General features: G+C 45.2%; 18 protein-coding genes. 16 read left to right on the top strand and 2 right to left on the bottom strand.

What is annotated here, in order from left to right:
* Positions 1 to 5: 5 nt before the first annotated feature.
* The 13 genes from rpsH (at position 6) to rplQ (ending at position 6,888) form a co-directional block, all read left to right on the top strand.
* Entirely contained in the window at positions 6 to 398 is a 393-nt protein-coding gene (gene rpsH, locus ACRRSW_RS20050; RefSeq protein ID WP_137673761.1) for a 30S ribosomal protein S8, read from the top strand.
* 15 nt (positions 399 to 413) lie between these two features.
* Entirely contained in the window at positions 414 to 941 is a 528-nt protein-coding gene (gene rplF, locus ACRRSW_RS20045) for a 50S ribosomal protein L6 (RefSeq protein WP_432455798.1), read from the top strand.
* A 9-nt stretch (positions 942 to 950) separates the two neighbouring features.
* Entirely contained in the window at positions 951 to 1,301 is a 351-nt protein-coding gene (rplR, locus tag ACRRSW_RS20040; RefSeq protein WP_432455799.1) for a 50S ribosomal protein L18, read from the top strand.
* 10 nt (positions 1,302 to 1,311) lie between these two features.
* Positions 1,312 to 1,815 carry a 30S ribosomal protein S5 gene (rpsE, locus tag ACRRSW_RS20035; protein WP_432455800.1) on the top strand — a complete coding sequence of 168 codons (504 nt, stop codon included), beginning with the start codon at positions 1,312 to 1,314 and terminating at the stop codon, positions 1,813 to 1,815.
* Positions 1,816 to 1,822: 7 nt separating this feature from the next.
* On the top strand, positions 1,823 to 2,005 hold the full coding sequence (rpmD, locus tag ACRRSW_RS20030; protein ID WP_248713125.1) for a 50S ribosomal protein L30: 183 nt from the start codon (positions 1,823 to 1,825) through the stop codon (positions 2,003 to 2,005).
* 2 nt (positions 2,006 to 2,007) lie between these two features.
* The gene (gene rplO, locus ACRRSW_RS20025) at positions 2,008 to 2,442 is read left to right on the top strand and encodes a 50S ribosomal protein L15 (protein WP_248713124.1); all 435 of its coding nucleotides are present in this window, start codon (positions 2,008 to 2,010) and stop codon (positions 2,440 to 2,442) included.
* A gap of 9 nt (positions 2,443 to 2,451) precedes the next feature.
* Complete coding sequence (secY, locus tag ACRRSW_RS20020) at positions 2,452 to 3,777, top strand: preprotein translocase subunit SecY (protein WP_432455801.1); 1,326 nt, start codon at positions 2,452 to 2,454, stop codon at positions 3,775 to 3,777.
* Positions 3,778 to 3,817: 40 nt separating this feature from the next.
* Positions 3,818 to 3,931, top strand: a complete 114-nt coding sequence (rpmJ, locus tag ACRRSW_RS20015) for a 50S ribosomal protein L36 (protein WP_000868186.1) — start codon at positions 3,818 to 3,820, stop codon at positions 3,929 to 3,931.
* Between the two features lie 107 nt (positions 3,932 to 4,038).
* Positions 4,039 to 4,395 (top strand): 30S ribosomal protein S13, encoded by a 357-nt coding sequence (rpsM, locus tag ACRRSW_RS20010; protein WP_016402132.1) that lies wholly within the window; start codon positions 4,039 to 4,041, stop codon positions 4,393 to 4,395.
* Positions 4,396 to 4,408: 13 nt separating this feature from the next.
* Positions 4,409 to 4,798 (top strand): 30S ribosomal protein S11, encoded by a 390-nt coding sequence (rpsK, locus tag ACRRSW_RS20005; RefSeq protein WP_016402131.1) that lies wholly within the window; start codon positions 4,409 to 4,411, stop codon positions 4,796 to 4,798.
* A gap of 26 nt (positions 4,799 to 4,824) precedes the next feature.
* Complete coding sequence (gene rpsD, locus ACRRSW_RS20000) at positions 4,825 to 5,445, top strand: 30S ribosomal protein S4 (protein ID WP_432455802.1); 621 nt, start codon at positions 4,825 to 4,827, stop codon at positions 5,443 to 5,445.
* A 23-nt stretch (positions 5,446 to 5,468) separates the two neighbouring features.
* Positions 5,469 to 6,455, top strand: coding sequence for a DNA-directed RNA polymerase subunit alpha (locus tag ACRRSW_RS19995; protein ID WP_432455803.1), 987 nt, complete (start codon positions 5,469 to 5,471; stop codon positions 6,453 to 6,455).
* Between the two features lie 40 nt (positions 6,456 to 6,495).
* Entirely contained in the window at positions 6,496 to 6,888 is a 393-nt protein-coding gene (rplQ, locus tag ACRRSW_RS19990) for a 50S ribosomal protein L17 (RefSeq protein WP_221075767.1), read from the top strand.
* Between the two features lie 425 nt (positions 6,889 to 7,313).
* Here rplQ and ACRRSW_RS19985 read toward each other — a convergent pair whose 3' ends face one another.
* Positions 7,314 to 8,576: an HD-GYP domain-containing protein gene (locus tag ACRRSW_RS19985; RefSeq protein ID WP_432455804.1), complete on the bottom strand. Its 1,263-nt coding sequence runs from the start codon at positions 8,574 to 8,576 to the stop codon at positions 7,314 to 7,316.
* A 156-nt stretch (positions 8,577 to 8,732) separates the two neighbouring features.
* Here ACRRSW_RS19985 and metA point away from each other — a divergent pair, with 156 nt between their 5' ends.
* The 3 genes from metA to mgtE all read left to right on the top strand — a co-directional run bounded on the left by metA (position 8,733) and on the right by mgtE (position 15,008).
* Entirely contained in the window at positions 8,733 to 9,674 is a 942-nt protein-coding gene (metA, locus tag ACRRSW_RS19980) for a homoserine O-succinyltransferase MetA (RefSeq protein WP_432455805.1), read from the top strand.
* A 135-nt stretch (positions 9,675 to 9,809) separates the two neighbouring features.
* A complete protein-coding gene (metH, locus tag ACRRSW_RS19975) occupies positions 9,810 to 13,439 on the top strand; it encodes a methionine synthase (RefSeq protein WP_439036019.1) in 3,630 nt (1,209 codons plus the stop codon).
* Between the two features lie 231 nt (positions 13,440 to 13,670).
* Positions 13,671 to 15,008: a magnesium transporter gene (gene mgtE, locus ACRRSW_RS19970; RefSeq protein ID WP_432460254.1), complete on the top strand. Its 1,338-nt coding sequence runs from the start codon at positions 13,671 to 13,673 to the stop codon at positions 15,006 to 15,008.
* A 47-nt stretch (positions 15,009 to 15,055) separates the two neighbouring features.
* Here the strand turns inward: mgtE and ACRRSW_RS19965 are convergent, their stop codons facing one another.
* Complete coding sequence (locus tag ACRRSW_RS19965; protein WP_432460253.1) at positions 15,056 to 15,403, bottom strand: hypothetical protein; 348 nt, start codon at positions 15,401 to 15,403, stop codon at positions 15,056 to 15,058.
* Positions 15,404 to 15,447: the final 44 nt, after the last annotated feature.

Raw genomic sequence — 15,447 nt, 5'->3', positions numbered from 1 at the left:
CGATTATGAGCATGCAAGATCCTATTGCGGATATGTTGACTCGCGTTCGCAACGGTCAATCGGCAAATAAAGTATCTGTTGTTATGCCTTCATCTAAAGTAAAAGTGGCGATTGCTAACTTGTTACAAGAAGAAGGTTATATCACTGGCTACGCTGTGACTGGTGACGTGAAAAAGTCATTAGAAGTTACCCTCAAATATTTTGAAGGTAAAAAAGTTATTGAAAAGATTGAACGTGTAAGCCGTCCAGGTCTACGCATTTATAAAGGTGCTAAAGACCTACCTAAAGTTATGGGTGGCCTTGGTGTTGCAATCATTTCTACATCAAAAGGCGTGATGACTGACCGTGCGGCGCGTAAAGCCGGCATGGGTGGTGAAATCGTCTGTTACGTAGCTTAACCGGAGGTAGGTAATATGTCTCGCGTAGCCAAGGCTCCCGTTGCAATTCCTGCTGGCGTTGAAGTAACTCTCAACGGCCAAGAATTAACGGTTAAAGGTAGCAAAGGTACATTGACTCGCGTATTTAATGACGCGGTAGTTGTAACCAAAGAAGAGAGCGAACTTAAGTTTGCAGTTGTTGAAGGCGCTTCAACAGCTCAAGCTGGTACAGCTCGTGCTCTAAGCAACAACATGGTTGTTGGCGTTACAACTGGGTTTGAGAAAAAACTTACATTATTAGGTGTAGGTTACCGTGCTGCTGTTAAAAGCAACGTTGTAAACCTAACTTTAGGTTTTTCTCATCCTGTAGATTACACCTTACCAGAAGGTGTTACAGCAGAGTGTCCATCACAGACTGAAATCGTACTGAAAGGTGCTGATAAGCAAGTCGTTGGTCAGGTCGCAGCAGACATTCGTGCGTTCCGTCCACCAGAGCCTTATAAAGGTAAAGGTGTTCGTTACTCAGATGAAAATGTCCGCCGTAAAGAGGCTAAGAAGAAGTAGGTTAACACTATGGAAAAGAAAATTGCTCGTCTGCGTCGTGCAACACGCACTCGCAAAGCTATGCAAGAGTTGGGTAAAACCCGCCTGGTGATTCACCGTACTCCGCGCCATATTTACGCGCAGGTGATTGCACCTGATGCTAAGGTTCTTGCCACAGCATCTACAGTAGATAAAGCCGTTCGTGAAGGGCTTGAAAGTTTAGGTAATGTAGCTGCCGCTGCAGCAGTGGGCAAAGCAATTGCTGAGCGTGCTGTTGAGAAAGGCATTACAAGCGTAGCTTTCGACCGTTCTGGCTTTAAGTATCACGGCCGCGTTGCTGCGCTTGCAGAAGCTGCACGTGAAGCTGGTCTTCAGTTCTAAGGAGTGAGTCATGTCTAAATTTGAAGCACAGGCCGGTGGTGATCTGAACGAAAAGCTTATCGCCGTAAACCGTGTGTCAAAAGTAGTTAAAGGTGGTCGTATCTTCAGTTTCACTGCGTTAACCGTAGTGGGTGATGGTAACGGTCGCGTAGGGTTTGGTTATGGTAAAGCACGTGAAGTTCCAGCTGCGATTCAAAAAGCAATGGAAAAAGCGCGTCGTAACCTTACTAGTGTACAGCTGAGAGGCACTACACTGCAGCATCCTATTAAGGGTCGCCACTCTGGGTCGCGTGTTTACATGCAACCTGCATCAGAGGGTACTGGTATTATTGCCGGTGGTGCGATGCGTGCTGTTCTAGAAGTTGCTGGTGTGCAGAACGTATTGTCAAAAGCATACGGTTCTACTAACCCAATCAACATTGTTCGCGCTACTATCGACGCTCTTGAGAATATGCATTCTCCACAAGACGTTGCTGCGAAGCGTGGCCTAAGCGTCCAAGAAATTCTGGGGTAATAAAGCCATGTCGAACAAAATTAAAGTAACACAGACTAAAAGCAGTATTGGGCGTTTGCCTAAGCACCGCGCAACCTTAACTGGTTTAGGTCTTCGCCGTATTAATCATACTGTTGAACTTGAGGATACTCCTTGTATTCGCGGTATGATTAATAAAGTTTATTACATGGTTAAGGTTGAGGGGGAATAATCATGCGTTTGAATACTCTTTCTCCAGCGGCAGGCTCTAAGCCAGCTGCTAAACGTGTAGGACGTGGTATTGGTTCTGGTTTAGGTAAAACCGGTGGTCGTGGTCACAAAGGTCAGAAATCTCGTTCTGGCGGTAGTGTGCGTCCAGGTTTCGAAGGCGGTCAAATGCCATTGAAACAACGTTTGCCTAAATTTGGTTTTACTTCACGTAAATCAATGGTAACTGCAGAAGTTCGCACTAGCGAGCTAGCTAAAGTTACCGCTGACGTGGTAGATTTGGACGCTTTGAAGGCGGCTGGTCTTATTACTCGCAACATTAAGTTTGCAAAAGTAGTACTATCTGGCGAAGTAAAAGCACCAGTTACCTTACGTGGCCTGCGTGTAACTAAAGGCGCACTAGCAGCAATTGAAGCTGCTGGCGGTAAAATCGAGGAATAAGTACAAAACATGGCTAAGAATCCAGGAACAGCATCAGCAAGTGCACAAGGTGGCTTAAGCGAGCTTAAGAGTCGTTTACTATTCGTGCTCGGGGCCATTATTGTGTTCCGAACCGGCTCCTTTGTGCCGCTACCTGGGATTGATGCCGCTGTACTGGCCGCGTTGTTTGATCAGCAAAAGGGTACCATTCTGGAAATGTTTAACATGTTTTCAGGTGGTGCACTTTCACGTGCTTCTATTTTCGCGTTAGGAATCATGCCATATATTTCGGCATCGATTATTATCCAGTTATTGACTGTGGTTCACCCAACGCTTGCCGAACTTAAAAAGGAAGGCGAGTCGGGTCGACGTAAAATTAGTCAGTACACGCGTTATAGCACGCTGGTTTTAGCAACTTTCCAAGCTGTTGGTATTGCCACAGGCTTACCAAATATGATGGCGGGTCTGGTGATTCACCCAGGTCTACCATTCTATTTCACTGCGGTGGTTAGTTTGGTAACAGGAACAATGTTCCTGATGTGGTTAGGTGAGCAAATTACCGAACGTGGTATTGGCAACGGGATTTCGATTCTGATTTTTGCTGGTATTGTGGCAGGGTTGCCTGCAGCGATCGGTAAGACGGCTGAACAGGCGCGTCAAGGAGAGTTACACCTATTGTTACTCTTGTTAATCATTGCTCTAGTGTTCGCTGTGACCTTCTTGGTGGTGTTTATCGAACGTGGACAACGTCGTATCGTTGTTAACTACGCTAAACGTCAACAGGGTCGCAAGGTGTTTGCTGCGCAAAGTACACATTTACCACTTAAGGTAAACATGGCCGGGGTTATCCCAGCAATTTTTGCTTCAAGTATTATTCTGTTCCCTGGAACTATCGCTCAGTGGTTTGGTCAAAACGAAAGCTTGTCGTTTTTGTCTGAGATATCACTGACGCTACAACCCGGGCAACCGTTATATGTGTTCTTGTATGCATCAGCCATTATCTTCTTTTGTTTCTTCTATACTGCGTTGGTATTTAACCCTCGTGAGACAGCAGACAACTTGAAGAAGAGTGGCGCGTTTATTCCGGGTATTCGCCCTGGTGAACAAACATCGCGATACATAGACAAGGTGATGACTCGTTTAACCCTAGCTGGTGCTTTGTACATCACGTTTGTATGTTTAATTCCTGAGTTTATGATGCTTGGACTTAATGTTCAGTTTTACTTCGGTGGTACTTCGTTACTTATCGTTGTAGTGGTCATCATGGACTTTATGGCTCAGGTCCAGACCCATTTGATGTCTCATCAATATGGTTCGGTTCTGAAAAAAGCTAATCTTAAAGGTTACGGCCGTTAGGCTCCCTTGGGATTGGACTTTAACTTTTACGGAGATAGCAATGAAAGTACGTGCATCCGTTAAGAAAATCTGCCGTAACTGTAAAGTTATCAAGCGCAACGGTGTTGTGCGGGTAATTTGCAGTGAGCCAAAGCATAAACAGCGCCAAGGCTAGTTAGTAGATTTCAAGACAATATTATTTGCAATGTGGTCATCTGTTGAGTATCCTTACGGGCTTTTCACAGATGGCCTTCGTTTACACGAAAAAATAGGAGTGTGCCAATGGCCCGTATAGCCGGCATTAACATTCCTGATCAGAAGCATGCAGTTATCGCTTTAACTGCAATCTTCGGCATCGGCTTAACCCGTTCACAAAAAATTTGTGCGGCAGCTGGTATTGCTGAAGATGTTAAGATCAGAGAACTTGACGAAACACAGATCGACAAACTTCGTGACGAAGTGGCTAAATTCACCGTTGAAGGTGATCTACGCCGTGAAGTTTCCATGAACATTAAGCGCCTGATGGACCTCGGTTGTTACCGCGGACTCCGTCATCGTCGCAGTTTGCCCCTTCGCGGTCAGCGCACTAAAACTAATGCGCGTACCCGTAAAGGTCCTCGCAAACCTATTAAGAAATAAGGGGTGAGTGAAAATGGCTAAAACTCCGACTCGCGCTCGTAAACGCGTAAAAAAACAAGTTGCTGATGGCATGGCTCATATCCACGCCTCTTTCAACAATACTATCGTGACTATCACTGATCGTCAGGGCAACGCGCTTTCTTGGGCTACCGCAGGTGGTTCAGGTTTCCGTGGTTCTCGTAAGTCTACTCCGTTTGCTGCACAGGTTGCTGCTGAACGTGCTGCGGAAGCAGCTAAAGACTACGGCCTTAAGAACGTAGAAGTGTTTGTAAACGGCCCAGGTCCTGGTCGAGAGTCTTCAATCCGCGCATTACATGCTGCTGGTTTCCGCGTGACTAACATCACCGACGTGACTCCGATTCCACACAATGGTTGTCGTCCACCGAAGAAACGCCGCGTGTAGTTTCTGGATAGATTGGAGAAAGAAAAATGGCAAGATATTTAGGTCCAAAGCTTAAACTTAGCCGTCGTGAAGGTACCGATCTTTTTTTGAAAAGTGGTGTCCGTGCGATCGACACAAAGTGTAAGCTGGATACAGCACCTGGACAACATGGTGCTCGTAAAGCGCGTCTTTCAGACTACGGTTTACAGCTTCGTGAGAAGCAAAAAGTTCGTCGTTTATACGGCATTCTTGAGAAACAATTCCGCAATTACTATAAAGCCGCTGCTCGCTTAAAAGGCAACACCGGTGAAAACTTGCTGCAATTGTTGGAAAGTCGTTTAGACAACGTTGTTTATCGTTTAGGTTTTGGTGCAACTCGCGCTGAAGCTCGTCAACTAGTTAGCCATAAAGCTATCCTAGTTAATGGTAAAGTGGTTAATATTCCTTCTTACAAGGTATTAGCTGAAGACGTTGTTAGTGTTCGTGAAAAATCTAAGAAGCAAGCGCGTATTGTTGCTTCATTAGAAATCGCCGGACAACGTGAAGCGGCAACGTGGGTAGAAGTAGACGCAACTAAGATGGAAGGTGTTTTCAAACGCTTACCTGAGCGCGCTGACCTGTCTGCGGAAATTAACGAACAGCTGATCGTCGAACTTTACTCTAAGTAAAGTTGAATTATAGAGAGGACACAATGCAGGGTTCTGTAACAGAGTTTCTAAAACCAAGGCTAGTTGAGATCGAACAAGTTAGCCCAACTCGTGCAAAGGTTACGCTTGAGCCATTAGAGCGTGGCTTTGGCCACACTTTAGGTAATGCTCTTCGTCGTATTCTTTTATCTTCTATGCCTGGTTGTGCGGTAACGGAAGTGGAAATCGATGGCGTGCTGCATGAGTACAGCAGTAAGGAAGGCATTCAAGAAGACATCTTGGAGATCTTGCTAAACCTCAAAGGTATTGCTGTGAAGTTAGAAGGTAAAGACGAAGTTACCCTTAGTCTTACCAAGTCTGGAGCAGGTCCTGTGGTTGCAGGCGACATTCAGCATGATGCTGATGTCGAAATCACTAATCCTGAGCACGTTATTTGTCACTTGAGCAGCAACGCTGAAATCAGCATGCGAATCAAGGTAGAACGTGGTCGCGGTTACGTACCAGCTTCAGTTCGGGTTCATTCTGAAGATGAAGAGCGTCCTATCGGTCGTTTGCTTGTTGACGCGGCTTACAGCCCAGTTGAGCGTATTGCTTATACTGTGGAAGCTGCTCGTGTTGAACAACGTACTGATTTGGACAAATTGGTTATCGATATGGAAACCAATGGTACTCTTGATCCAGAAGAAGCCATCCGCCGCAGCGCAACAATTCTTGCTGAGCAGTTGGATGCCTTCGTTGACTTACGTGATGTAAGTGAACCAGAAGAAAAAGAAGAGAAGCCAGAGTTTGATCCAATCCTGCTTCGTCCTGTCGATGATCTAGAGTTGACAGTTCGCTCTGCTAACTGTTTGAAGGCAGAAGCGATTCATTACATTGGTGACTTGGTACAGCGTACCGAGGTTGAGCTACTTAAAACGCCTAACTTAGGCAAAAAGTCGCTTACAGAAATCAAAGATGTTCTAGCATCACGTGGTCTTTCTCTAGGTATGCGCCTAGAAAATTGGCCGCCAGCTAGTATCGCTGATAAGTAAAGTCACTAGTTTTAACGTCTTATTATAGAAGGATAAGGTCATGCGCCATCGTCAGAGTGGTCGTCAATTGAACCGAAATAGTAGCCATCGTCAGGCTATGTTCCGGAATATGGCCAGTTCATTGGTTCGCCATGAGGTTATCAAGACAACATTGCCTAAAGCCAAAGAGCTTCGTCGTGTTGTTGAGCCATTGATTACATTGGCTAAGAATGACAGTGTTGCCAACCGTCGTTTAGCTTTTGCTCGTACTCGTGATGCAGAAGTGGTTGGTAAGTTATTTGCTGAAATTGGTCCACGATTCAAAGAACGTGCAGGCGGTTATACTCGCATTTTAAAATGTGGTTTCCGTGCTGGCGACAATGCCCCTATGGCATACATTGAATTGCTAGACCGTCCAGAAGTTGAAGAAGTTGCTGAAGAAGCAGCTGAGTAAACTCGGACAACGCTTTAAAAGCCGGACTTAGGTCCGGCTTTTTTTTGCCTTAAATATGGCTGACACTCGAGCGAGTCACTCTGCCGATTGACAGTTTTTTAGCCTCTGTCTGCTATTGATTTTAAACGGCCGACATTCATCACAAATCTATTTCATACTAATTGATTACTTATATATTCAACTTATTGCGCTGAATAGCTCTGTCGATAATCAGACATAAAGTGCAGTTGTTCGTGACTCTAATTACAAGATAGATAACCCTATTCGCACTGATTTTGGCCAGCAACAATCAACAGATAATGGATTGGGCTGGTATTAGTCGTAAGCTGACAAATGTTAGCTTAGTTACAGACTCCAAAGGGACTTAGCAAAGCCATGTGTATATTTGCTGCGTCGTCTTCATCGCTTATCTCATGGTGTCTGCTCTATAGGTGCTTGTTGTTGTCAAAAAAGTAGGAGATCCGAGCACGTGGATTTAAGTATTCAAATATTTCTTCGGGTAATGCGCTAGGTTTTACCGCTTTTTCGATGGTGAGGCCCGCAGCTTCCAAGTCGATAATGGGGGCTTCGGTACGAGGAATATTGGCATCATATACTTGCACCGTTGGATACAATAAACGTTCTGAATTGACTGACATGACTAGACCAAACTGCCCAGAGCTTAATTGCACAACACTGCCTGGTGGATAGATCCCTAATAAACGGATCAACACCCCTAAATCAGCGTTGTTAAGTTGTTGTTTACGTTGCTTATACATATAAGCAATAACCGTAAATGGAATACGTGACAGTCGCGGATCTCGGGGATGACAGAGGCTGTCGTAATCATTGACGACCGCGATTAATTGGGCGAGACGATCGATTTCATCGCCCTTTAATTTCTGTGGGTAACCGCTGCCATCGAGATATTCGTGATGCTGGAAGGCAATTGTTTTTACTTGCGGAGGAAGGGTCGAAGATAGTTTTAAAAAATCGGCACCGTACTTGGTATGCAGTTTTAATAAATTTGCTTCTTGAGGGGTCAGTTTCCCGGGTTTACGTAGAATTTTATCAGGGATCTTCATTTTCCCGACATCATGAAATAAGCCTGCTATACCCAGAACTTTGATGTCTCGCTCAGAAAAACCCGCAGCTTTAGCTAGCATCATCGATAAAATGGAAACGTTGAGGCTATGATAATAGAAGCTATCAGCATCTTTGCTGTCATTCATTAAATGTAAGACGACGTTCTCACCAGAGAGTAGATCTTCCGCTAGATTGTCAATAAGCGCGGTGGCATCGTTCACCGCATTGAGCGGTCTATTTTTTAATTTTCCCATCACCGCTCGAACTTGAGCCATAGAACGGTCGAACTCGTTCTCCACCTTCATTAAATTTCGACGATAGTTTTTCAGCTCCTCGATACGAGAACGCTTTTCCTGCCAAAGTGCTTCCTGAGCTTTATTTGATGCGTCCTTGTTATCATTATTTCCCTGCTCTTTACTCTGGTCGACAGGTAAGGGGGCGTTATCGCTTTTTTCAGGAACTACGATGACATGTTTTAATCCCAGATTTCGAATCACTTCGATCTGGTCTTGGCTTTTTATTTTGAAACTAGTGAACATGAAAGGGTGTTCTCCCCATTTTACGGGAAGTTTAACGAAAACACCTGTTTGTAAACGTTCTACACTTAGTTTTATTTCGGCCATTTGCCTTTACAACTCAAAAAATACTTATTGCATTATGAATAAATATCAACACAAAAGCAGCTGATTTTAACAAGTTCTAGACTTATAGATAGATCCAATTACAATAGGCCTCTAGATGTCTAGACATTCAAACTTGTAGTTAAAGTGGAGTAAATCATGCCAATATGCATTCCGGACCAGTTGCCCGCCGCGGAGGTGTTGCGCAATGAAAATATTTTTGTGATGCCAGAGAGTCGCGCAGCGCATCAAGATATACGTCCTTTGGAGGTGCTCCTACTTAATTTGATGCCGAAGAAAATTGAGACTGAAAATCAGTTGCTACGTTTGTTATCGAACTCGCCGTTGCAAGTGAATGTAAGGTTATTGCGTATTGACCATCGCGTCTCTAAGAATACTCCGCAGGAGCACATCGATAGGTTTTATCGAGATTTTGATAAGTTAAGAGAACGTAATTTCGATGGCTTGATTATTACTGGGGCCCCTTTGGGCCAAGTTCCCTTTGAGGAGGTATATTACTGGGACCAAATCAAGGAGATTATCGATTGGTCTACCACCCACGTTACCTCGACTCTGTTTTTATGCTGGGCTGCACAAGCTGCCTTATATCATTTGTATGGTTTGGAAAAGCAAACTCGTGAAGACAAGTTATCGGGCGTTTATTGGCATCAGACCAAGCACAAACACAATCCTTTGGTTCGTGGTTTTGACGATGCTTTTCTCGCCCCGCTATCGCGTTTTGCTCATTTTGATTCAAATAGGATCACCGAAGATACAGATTTGCAGGTGTTAGGCGATAGTGAGCTGGCGGGAAGTTATCTATTTGCCAGTGAGGATTTTCGTCAAGTATTTATTACCGGACATCCAGAGTATGCCGCAGATACTTTACATAATGAGTATTTGAGAGATTTGCAAGAAGGGCTCGCGCCGATGTTACCAGAAAATTATTACCCTAATGATGATTGCCAAGCCACGCCTTGTGCGACTTGGCGTAGTCATGGGCATCTTTTATATAACAACTGGTTGAATTACTGTGTTTATCAAATCACCCCTTACAATTTGGCTGAACTGCAGCCTAAATCCGATAATATCTTGAAATAATTTCATATAACTTTAAGCCAGCAAAGCCCCGATAGGCAGTGTGCTACACTGCCTTTTTTTAAATCTCTGCAATACCAATAGGATGTTCCCGTGTCAGTAAGGCTTGAACTAGAAAAACAATTATTGCAACGAATCATGATTATTGATGGTGGTATGGGCACCATGATCCAGTCTTATAAGTTGCAAGAGGCTGACTATCGTGGGGAGCGTTTTGCTGATTGGCATACCGATGTAAAAGGCAACAACGACATGTTGGTGCTGACCCAAGCGAAGATTATTGCAGATATTCATCGTGAGTATTTGTTAGCGGGCGCCGATATTCTCGAAACCAATACCTTTAATGCCACCACTATCGCCATGGCTGATTATGATATGCAGGATTATTCTGCTGAAATCAATCGCGAAGCCGCACGTTTAGCTAGACAGGTGGCCGATGAGGTGACGGCCCTTCAGCCTGAGCGCCCACGTTTTGTAGCTGGGGTATTAGGGCCAACTAACCGTACTTGTTCTATCTCTCCTGATGTGAATGATCCCGGCTTTCGTAATGTCACCTTTAATGAGTTAGTCGAAGCCTATAAGGAATCGACTATCGCGTTAATTGAGGGGGGTTGTGACCTAATTCTTATCGAGACGATCTTTGATACCTTAAATGCCAAAGCTGCGGTATTCGCGGTTAAAACCGTCTTTGATGAATTGTCTATCGAACTGCCGATTATGATCTCTGGCACCATTACTGACGCCTCTGGTCGAACCTTGAGTGGTCAAACCACAGAAGCATTTTATAATGCCTTACGCCACGCAGAACCGATTAGTATGGGACTTAACTGTGCATTGGGGCCTGATGAGCTGCGTCAGTATGTGGAAGAACTTAGCCGGGTGAGTGAAAGCTATGTATCGGCTCATCCGAATGCCGGCCTGCCGAATGCTTTTGGTGAATACGATCTTGAAGCGACCGAAATGGCGGAACACATTGGTGAATGGGCTCGTGCCGGTTTCCTAAACCTTGTCGGTGGATGTTGTGGGACCACGCCGGAGCATATTAAGGCGATGGCTGAGGCTGTTGAAGGGGTTGCGCCGCGTCAACGACCTGAAATTGAAGTGGCCTGCCGTTTGTCTGGTTTGGAACCGCTCACGATCACGCCTGAAACATTATTTGTGAACGTTGGTGAACGGAATAACGTGACCGGTTCGGCGATGTTTAAACGGTTAATCGTCGAGGAAAATTACGATAAAGCGATTGAAATAGCACTGACCCAAGTGGAAAACGGCGCGCAAATCATTGATGTCAACATGGATGAGGGGATGTTGGATTCAAAAGCTGCGATGGTGCGCTTTTTGAATATGATCGCCGGTGAGCCTGATATCGCTAAGGTACCGGTGATGATCGACTCGTCTAAGTGGGAGATTCTTGAAGCGGGTCTGCAGTGTGTCCAGGGCAAACCCGTCGTGAACTCCATTTCCATGAAAGAAGGCGTGGAGCCCTTTATTCGTCAGGCTAAAATTTTACGTCGCTACGGTGCTGCGGTGATTGTTATGGCCTTTGATGAAGAGGGCCAGGCAGATACCCGTGAGCGTAAGTTTGAGATCTGTAGCAAGTCCTACGATATTTTGGTGAATCAGGTGGGTTTTCCACCGGAAGATATCATTTTTGACCCCAATATTTTTGCGGTTGCGACCGGTATTGATGAGCATAATAACTATGCCGTTGATTTTATCGAAGCGGTCAAAGATATTAAACAAAATCTACCCCACGCGATGATCTCAGGTGGAGTGTCTAACGTTAGTTTCTCCTTCCGCGGGAATAATCCAGTTCGAGAAGCGATTCATGCGGTGTTTTTGTATTATGCCATTAAAAATGGCATGGACATGGGGATTGTTAATGCAGGTCAACTGGCCATTTACGAAGACATTCCTAAGGAACTAAAAGATAAAGTCGAGGCAGTTGTTCTTAATACGCATAACAATGCGACTGAAGAACTACTCGAAATTGCCGAGAAGTATCGTGGTGACGGGAGTCAGCAAGAGAATAGTCAAGACCAAGAATGGCGGAGTTGGCCGGTTAACAAACGTCTTGAGCACGCCTTGGTGAAGGGGATCACAGAATTCATCGAAGATGATACCGAATTAGCCCGTCAAGCTGCAGAGCGCCCTTTACATGTGATTGAAGGGCCCTTGATGGATGGCATGAATGTGGTCGGCGATCTGTTTGGTGAAGGGAAAATGTTTTTACCGCAGGTGGTTAAATCGGCGCGAGTGATGAAACGAGCGGTGGCTTATCTGCAACCCTTTATTGAAGCGGAGAAAGGTGAGGGGAAGCGCTCTAACGGTAAAATTGTGATGGCCACCGTAAAAGGTGATGTGCATGATATTGGTAAAAATATTGTTGGAGTAGTGCTGCAGTGTAATAATTTTGAGGTTATTGATCTCGGGGTGATGGTGCCTTGCGATAAGATCTTAAAAGTCGCTAAAGAAGAAAATGTGGATATGATCGGTCTATCAGGGCTGATCACTCCGTCGCTAGATGAAATGGTGCATGTCGCTAAAGAAATGCAACGTACAGGCATGGATATCCCTTTACTGATTGGTGGTGCAACAACCTCCAAGGCGCATACAGCGGTGAAGATCGAGCAAAACTACCAACATCCGGTGGTCTATGTTTCCAACGCCTCACGAGCGGTTGGGGTATGTGCAAGTTTATTATCTGATGAACAGCGGCCGGATTTTGTTAAAAAGTTAGCCAAAGATTATGAGATTGTTCGAGAGCAACATGCGCGCAAACGTCCGCGTACCCCACCTGTCAGCCTTGAAGTCGCCCGCGCCAATAAGTTGCAGCTTGATTGGGAAAATTATACGCCGCCAGTGCCGAAGCAATTGGGGATCCAGCATTTCGAAGACGTCGCTATCTCAGAGATTGAACCTTACATTGATTGGACGCCATTCTTCATGACCTGGTCTTTGGCCGGAAAATATCCACGTATTCTAGAAGATAAAGTAGTTGGCGAAGAGGCCAAACGCTTATTTGCCGATGCCAAAGCAATGTTAGAGCGATTTAAACAAAAACGTGAGGTTAAAGTTTCTGGTGTATTTGGTTTGTTCCCAGCCAATAGTGTGGGTGATGATATAGAAATTTACCGTGATGAATCTCGCTCTGAGTTATTGGGGCTAAGCTGCCAACTTCGCCAGCAAACCGAGAAGGCGAAAGCGGCTAACTATTGTTTGGCTGATTTCATCGCACCTAAATCTAGCGGTAAAGCCGATTATTTTGGTGGTTTTGCGGTCACTGGTGGATTTGGTGAAGATGAATTGGCGGAGGCTTATAAAGCAGAAGGCGATGATTACAACGCGATCATGGTGAAGGCGATAGCTGATCGTTTGGCGGAGGGATTTGCTGAATACTTGCATGCTCAGGTACGTAAAAGGTTTTGGGGCTATGCGGCCGATGAAAGGCTCGCTTATGAAGAGCTAATCCGTGAAAACTATCAAGGGATCCGCCCTGCGCCGGGTTACCCTGCTTGTCCGGAACATACTGAAAAAGGCTTGATTTGGGAGCTGTTAGAGGTTGAGCAACGGATTGGGATGCAGTTAACGGATAGCTATGCGATGTGGCCTGGAGCCGCTGTGTCTGGCTGGTATTTCTCTCACCCTGATAGTCGCTATTTTGCAGTGGCTTCGATCCAACGCGATCAGGTAGAGGATTATGCGCAACGTAAAAATATGAGTTTAGAGCAAGCCGAGCGTTGGCTGGCGCCTAACTTGGGTTACTAGCGTTTAGTCATTTGTTTTCCTGCCGCTTATTTCGCCTGATAAGCGGCATAAATTCCTTGTATTAAAAGCATAACCCTCCTACAATTTGCGCCGATTTTGTCATCGAGATTTGTTTATGACCCCTGACCCCGACAGTCGACATTTAAATTCTTTTTCCTATTTTCTATCACCGTTTTTAATCGCGTAGTCGGTCATTTTTCGCCGAGCTCTATGCGATAGCTGGAGCAGTTAATGGCACATCTTCACCAAAAATTAGAGCTTGCCTTAGTTAGTCTTGATAAATCAAGTTTGCGTGCAACTTTAGACGATTACCACCTTGCCGATATTGGTAAAGCACTCGCTGAATTTGACCCTAAAGAAGCGCTTCCGTTAATTTCGATGTTCTCTTTGGCAGATCGAGCCAAAGTTTTTTCTTATTTTCCTCCTTATTTGCAAGCTGAAGTTGCAGGCTTGATGAAACGACATAAATTAGCGGCTTTGTTTTCCCGAATGGATGCTGATGAACGAGCTGATTTGTACAATGATCTAGATGAAGAACAACAGGCGATGGTGCTTCCTGGTTTAGCGCAGGCTGAACGTGAAGATCTACGTCAACTCGCCAGTTATGCGGAGGGAACGGTTGGTGCGATTATGACTTCTGACTACGCTACGCTGAAGGAGCATTGGTTAGTGAGCCGAGCGCTCAAGCAGTTGCGTTTAGAAGCGCCCGATAAGGAAACCATTTATCAAACCTACGTGATTAATGCGCAACGTCGCTTGTTGGGGACGATCTCCTTACGTGAATTGATTCTAGCCTCGCCAGATAAGCAGGTAAGTGAGTTGATGCGTACCGAAGTGGTTGCAATGGCGGTCGAGGATAGTCAAGAGCACGCCAGTCAGCAGATCCGTCATTATGATTTGCTGGCATTACCAGTGGTAGATGAGCAGCACAAACTGGTGGGTATTGTCACCTATGACGATGCCATGGATGCGGCTGTGGAAGAAGCCACCGAGGATGCGCAAAAGAGTGCTTCAGTGGGGAAGCTGGATCAAACCGTCGACCGAGTGAGCATCTGGGAACTGTACCGTAAGCGAGTGCTGTGGTTAGTATTATTAGTATTTGGTGCGATGTTTTCCGGCGCAGGAATTGCGCATTTCGAAGACATCATTGCCAGCCATGTGGCCTTAGTATTCTTTTTACCTTTATTAATCGGTAGCGGCGGTAACGCCGGTTCTCAAGCCGCAGCCTTAATGGTGCGAGCCTTAGCTACTGGTGAAGTCGATAAAAGTGACTGGGCGAAGTTATTTAGTCGCGAATTACTGGTTGGCTTGGCGCTTGGTATGACGATGGCGATTGCTGTCTATGGGGTGGGTATATATCGTGGCGGCCCAGAAGTGGCGTTGATAGTATCGATGTCGATGGTGGTTATCGTATTGGTCGGATCTTTGGTCGGTCTTAGTTTGCCGTTTTTATTAAACAAAATGAAGCTAGACCCTGCCACCGCTTCTGGGCCATTGGTTGCCACTATTGCCGATGTCTCTGGGGTATTAGTGTACTTTAGCTTAGCCAGTGTTCTGTTGCATTGGTAGCAAAAGAAAATCTGGCGGGTCACGATGACCTGCCAAAGAGAAGCCGTTTAGTTTTTATCTTTACTGGTTTGCGGTTGAGGTCGAATCAGGCTCACCCCTTCTTTTATAATTAATAAGCCAATACTGACTAGTTTTAAGCAAACATATAAAAATACGATGAGCACAATCACCTTAATAAATGTTTGAAATATTTCGAAAAACTCTTCACTCACTTGACTGTTAATCGCATTTGTATCGGCCATTAACCAGCTAAAGAAATGCTGCATAAAGGGGGCATCTTGCGGTAGGGTGATGAGGTTGACGGCCTGCGGTAGTACGTAAGCAATTACCCCAATACCGACAATGATCAGCAATAAACCAATCAATAAACTGGGGCGATCTTGCGTGGCATTCATAGACATCCTTGATTTATTATTAATAGTATTGTTGTTAACCTTAC

The sequence above is a fragment of the Agarivorans sp. QJM3NY_25 genome, from assembly GCF_050870875.2.
Lineage (GTDB): Bacteria > Pseudomonadota > Gammaproteobacteria > Enterobacterales > Celerinatantimonadaceae > Agarivorans.
The sequence above is the reverse complement of the archived record's forward strand: the minus strand, read 5'-3'. Positions and strand labels throughout refer to the sequence as shown.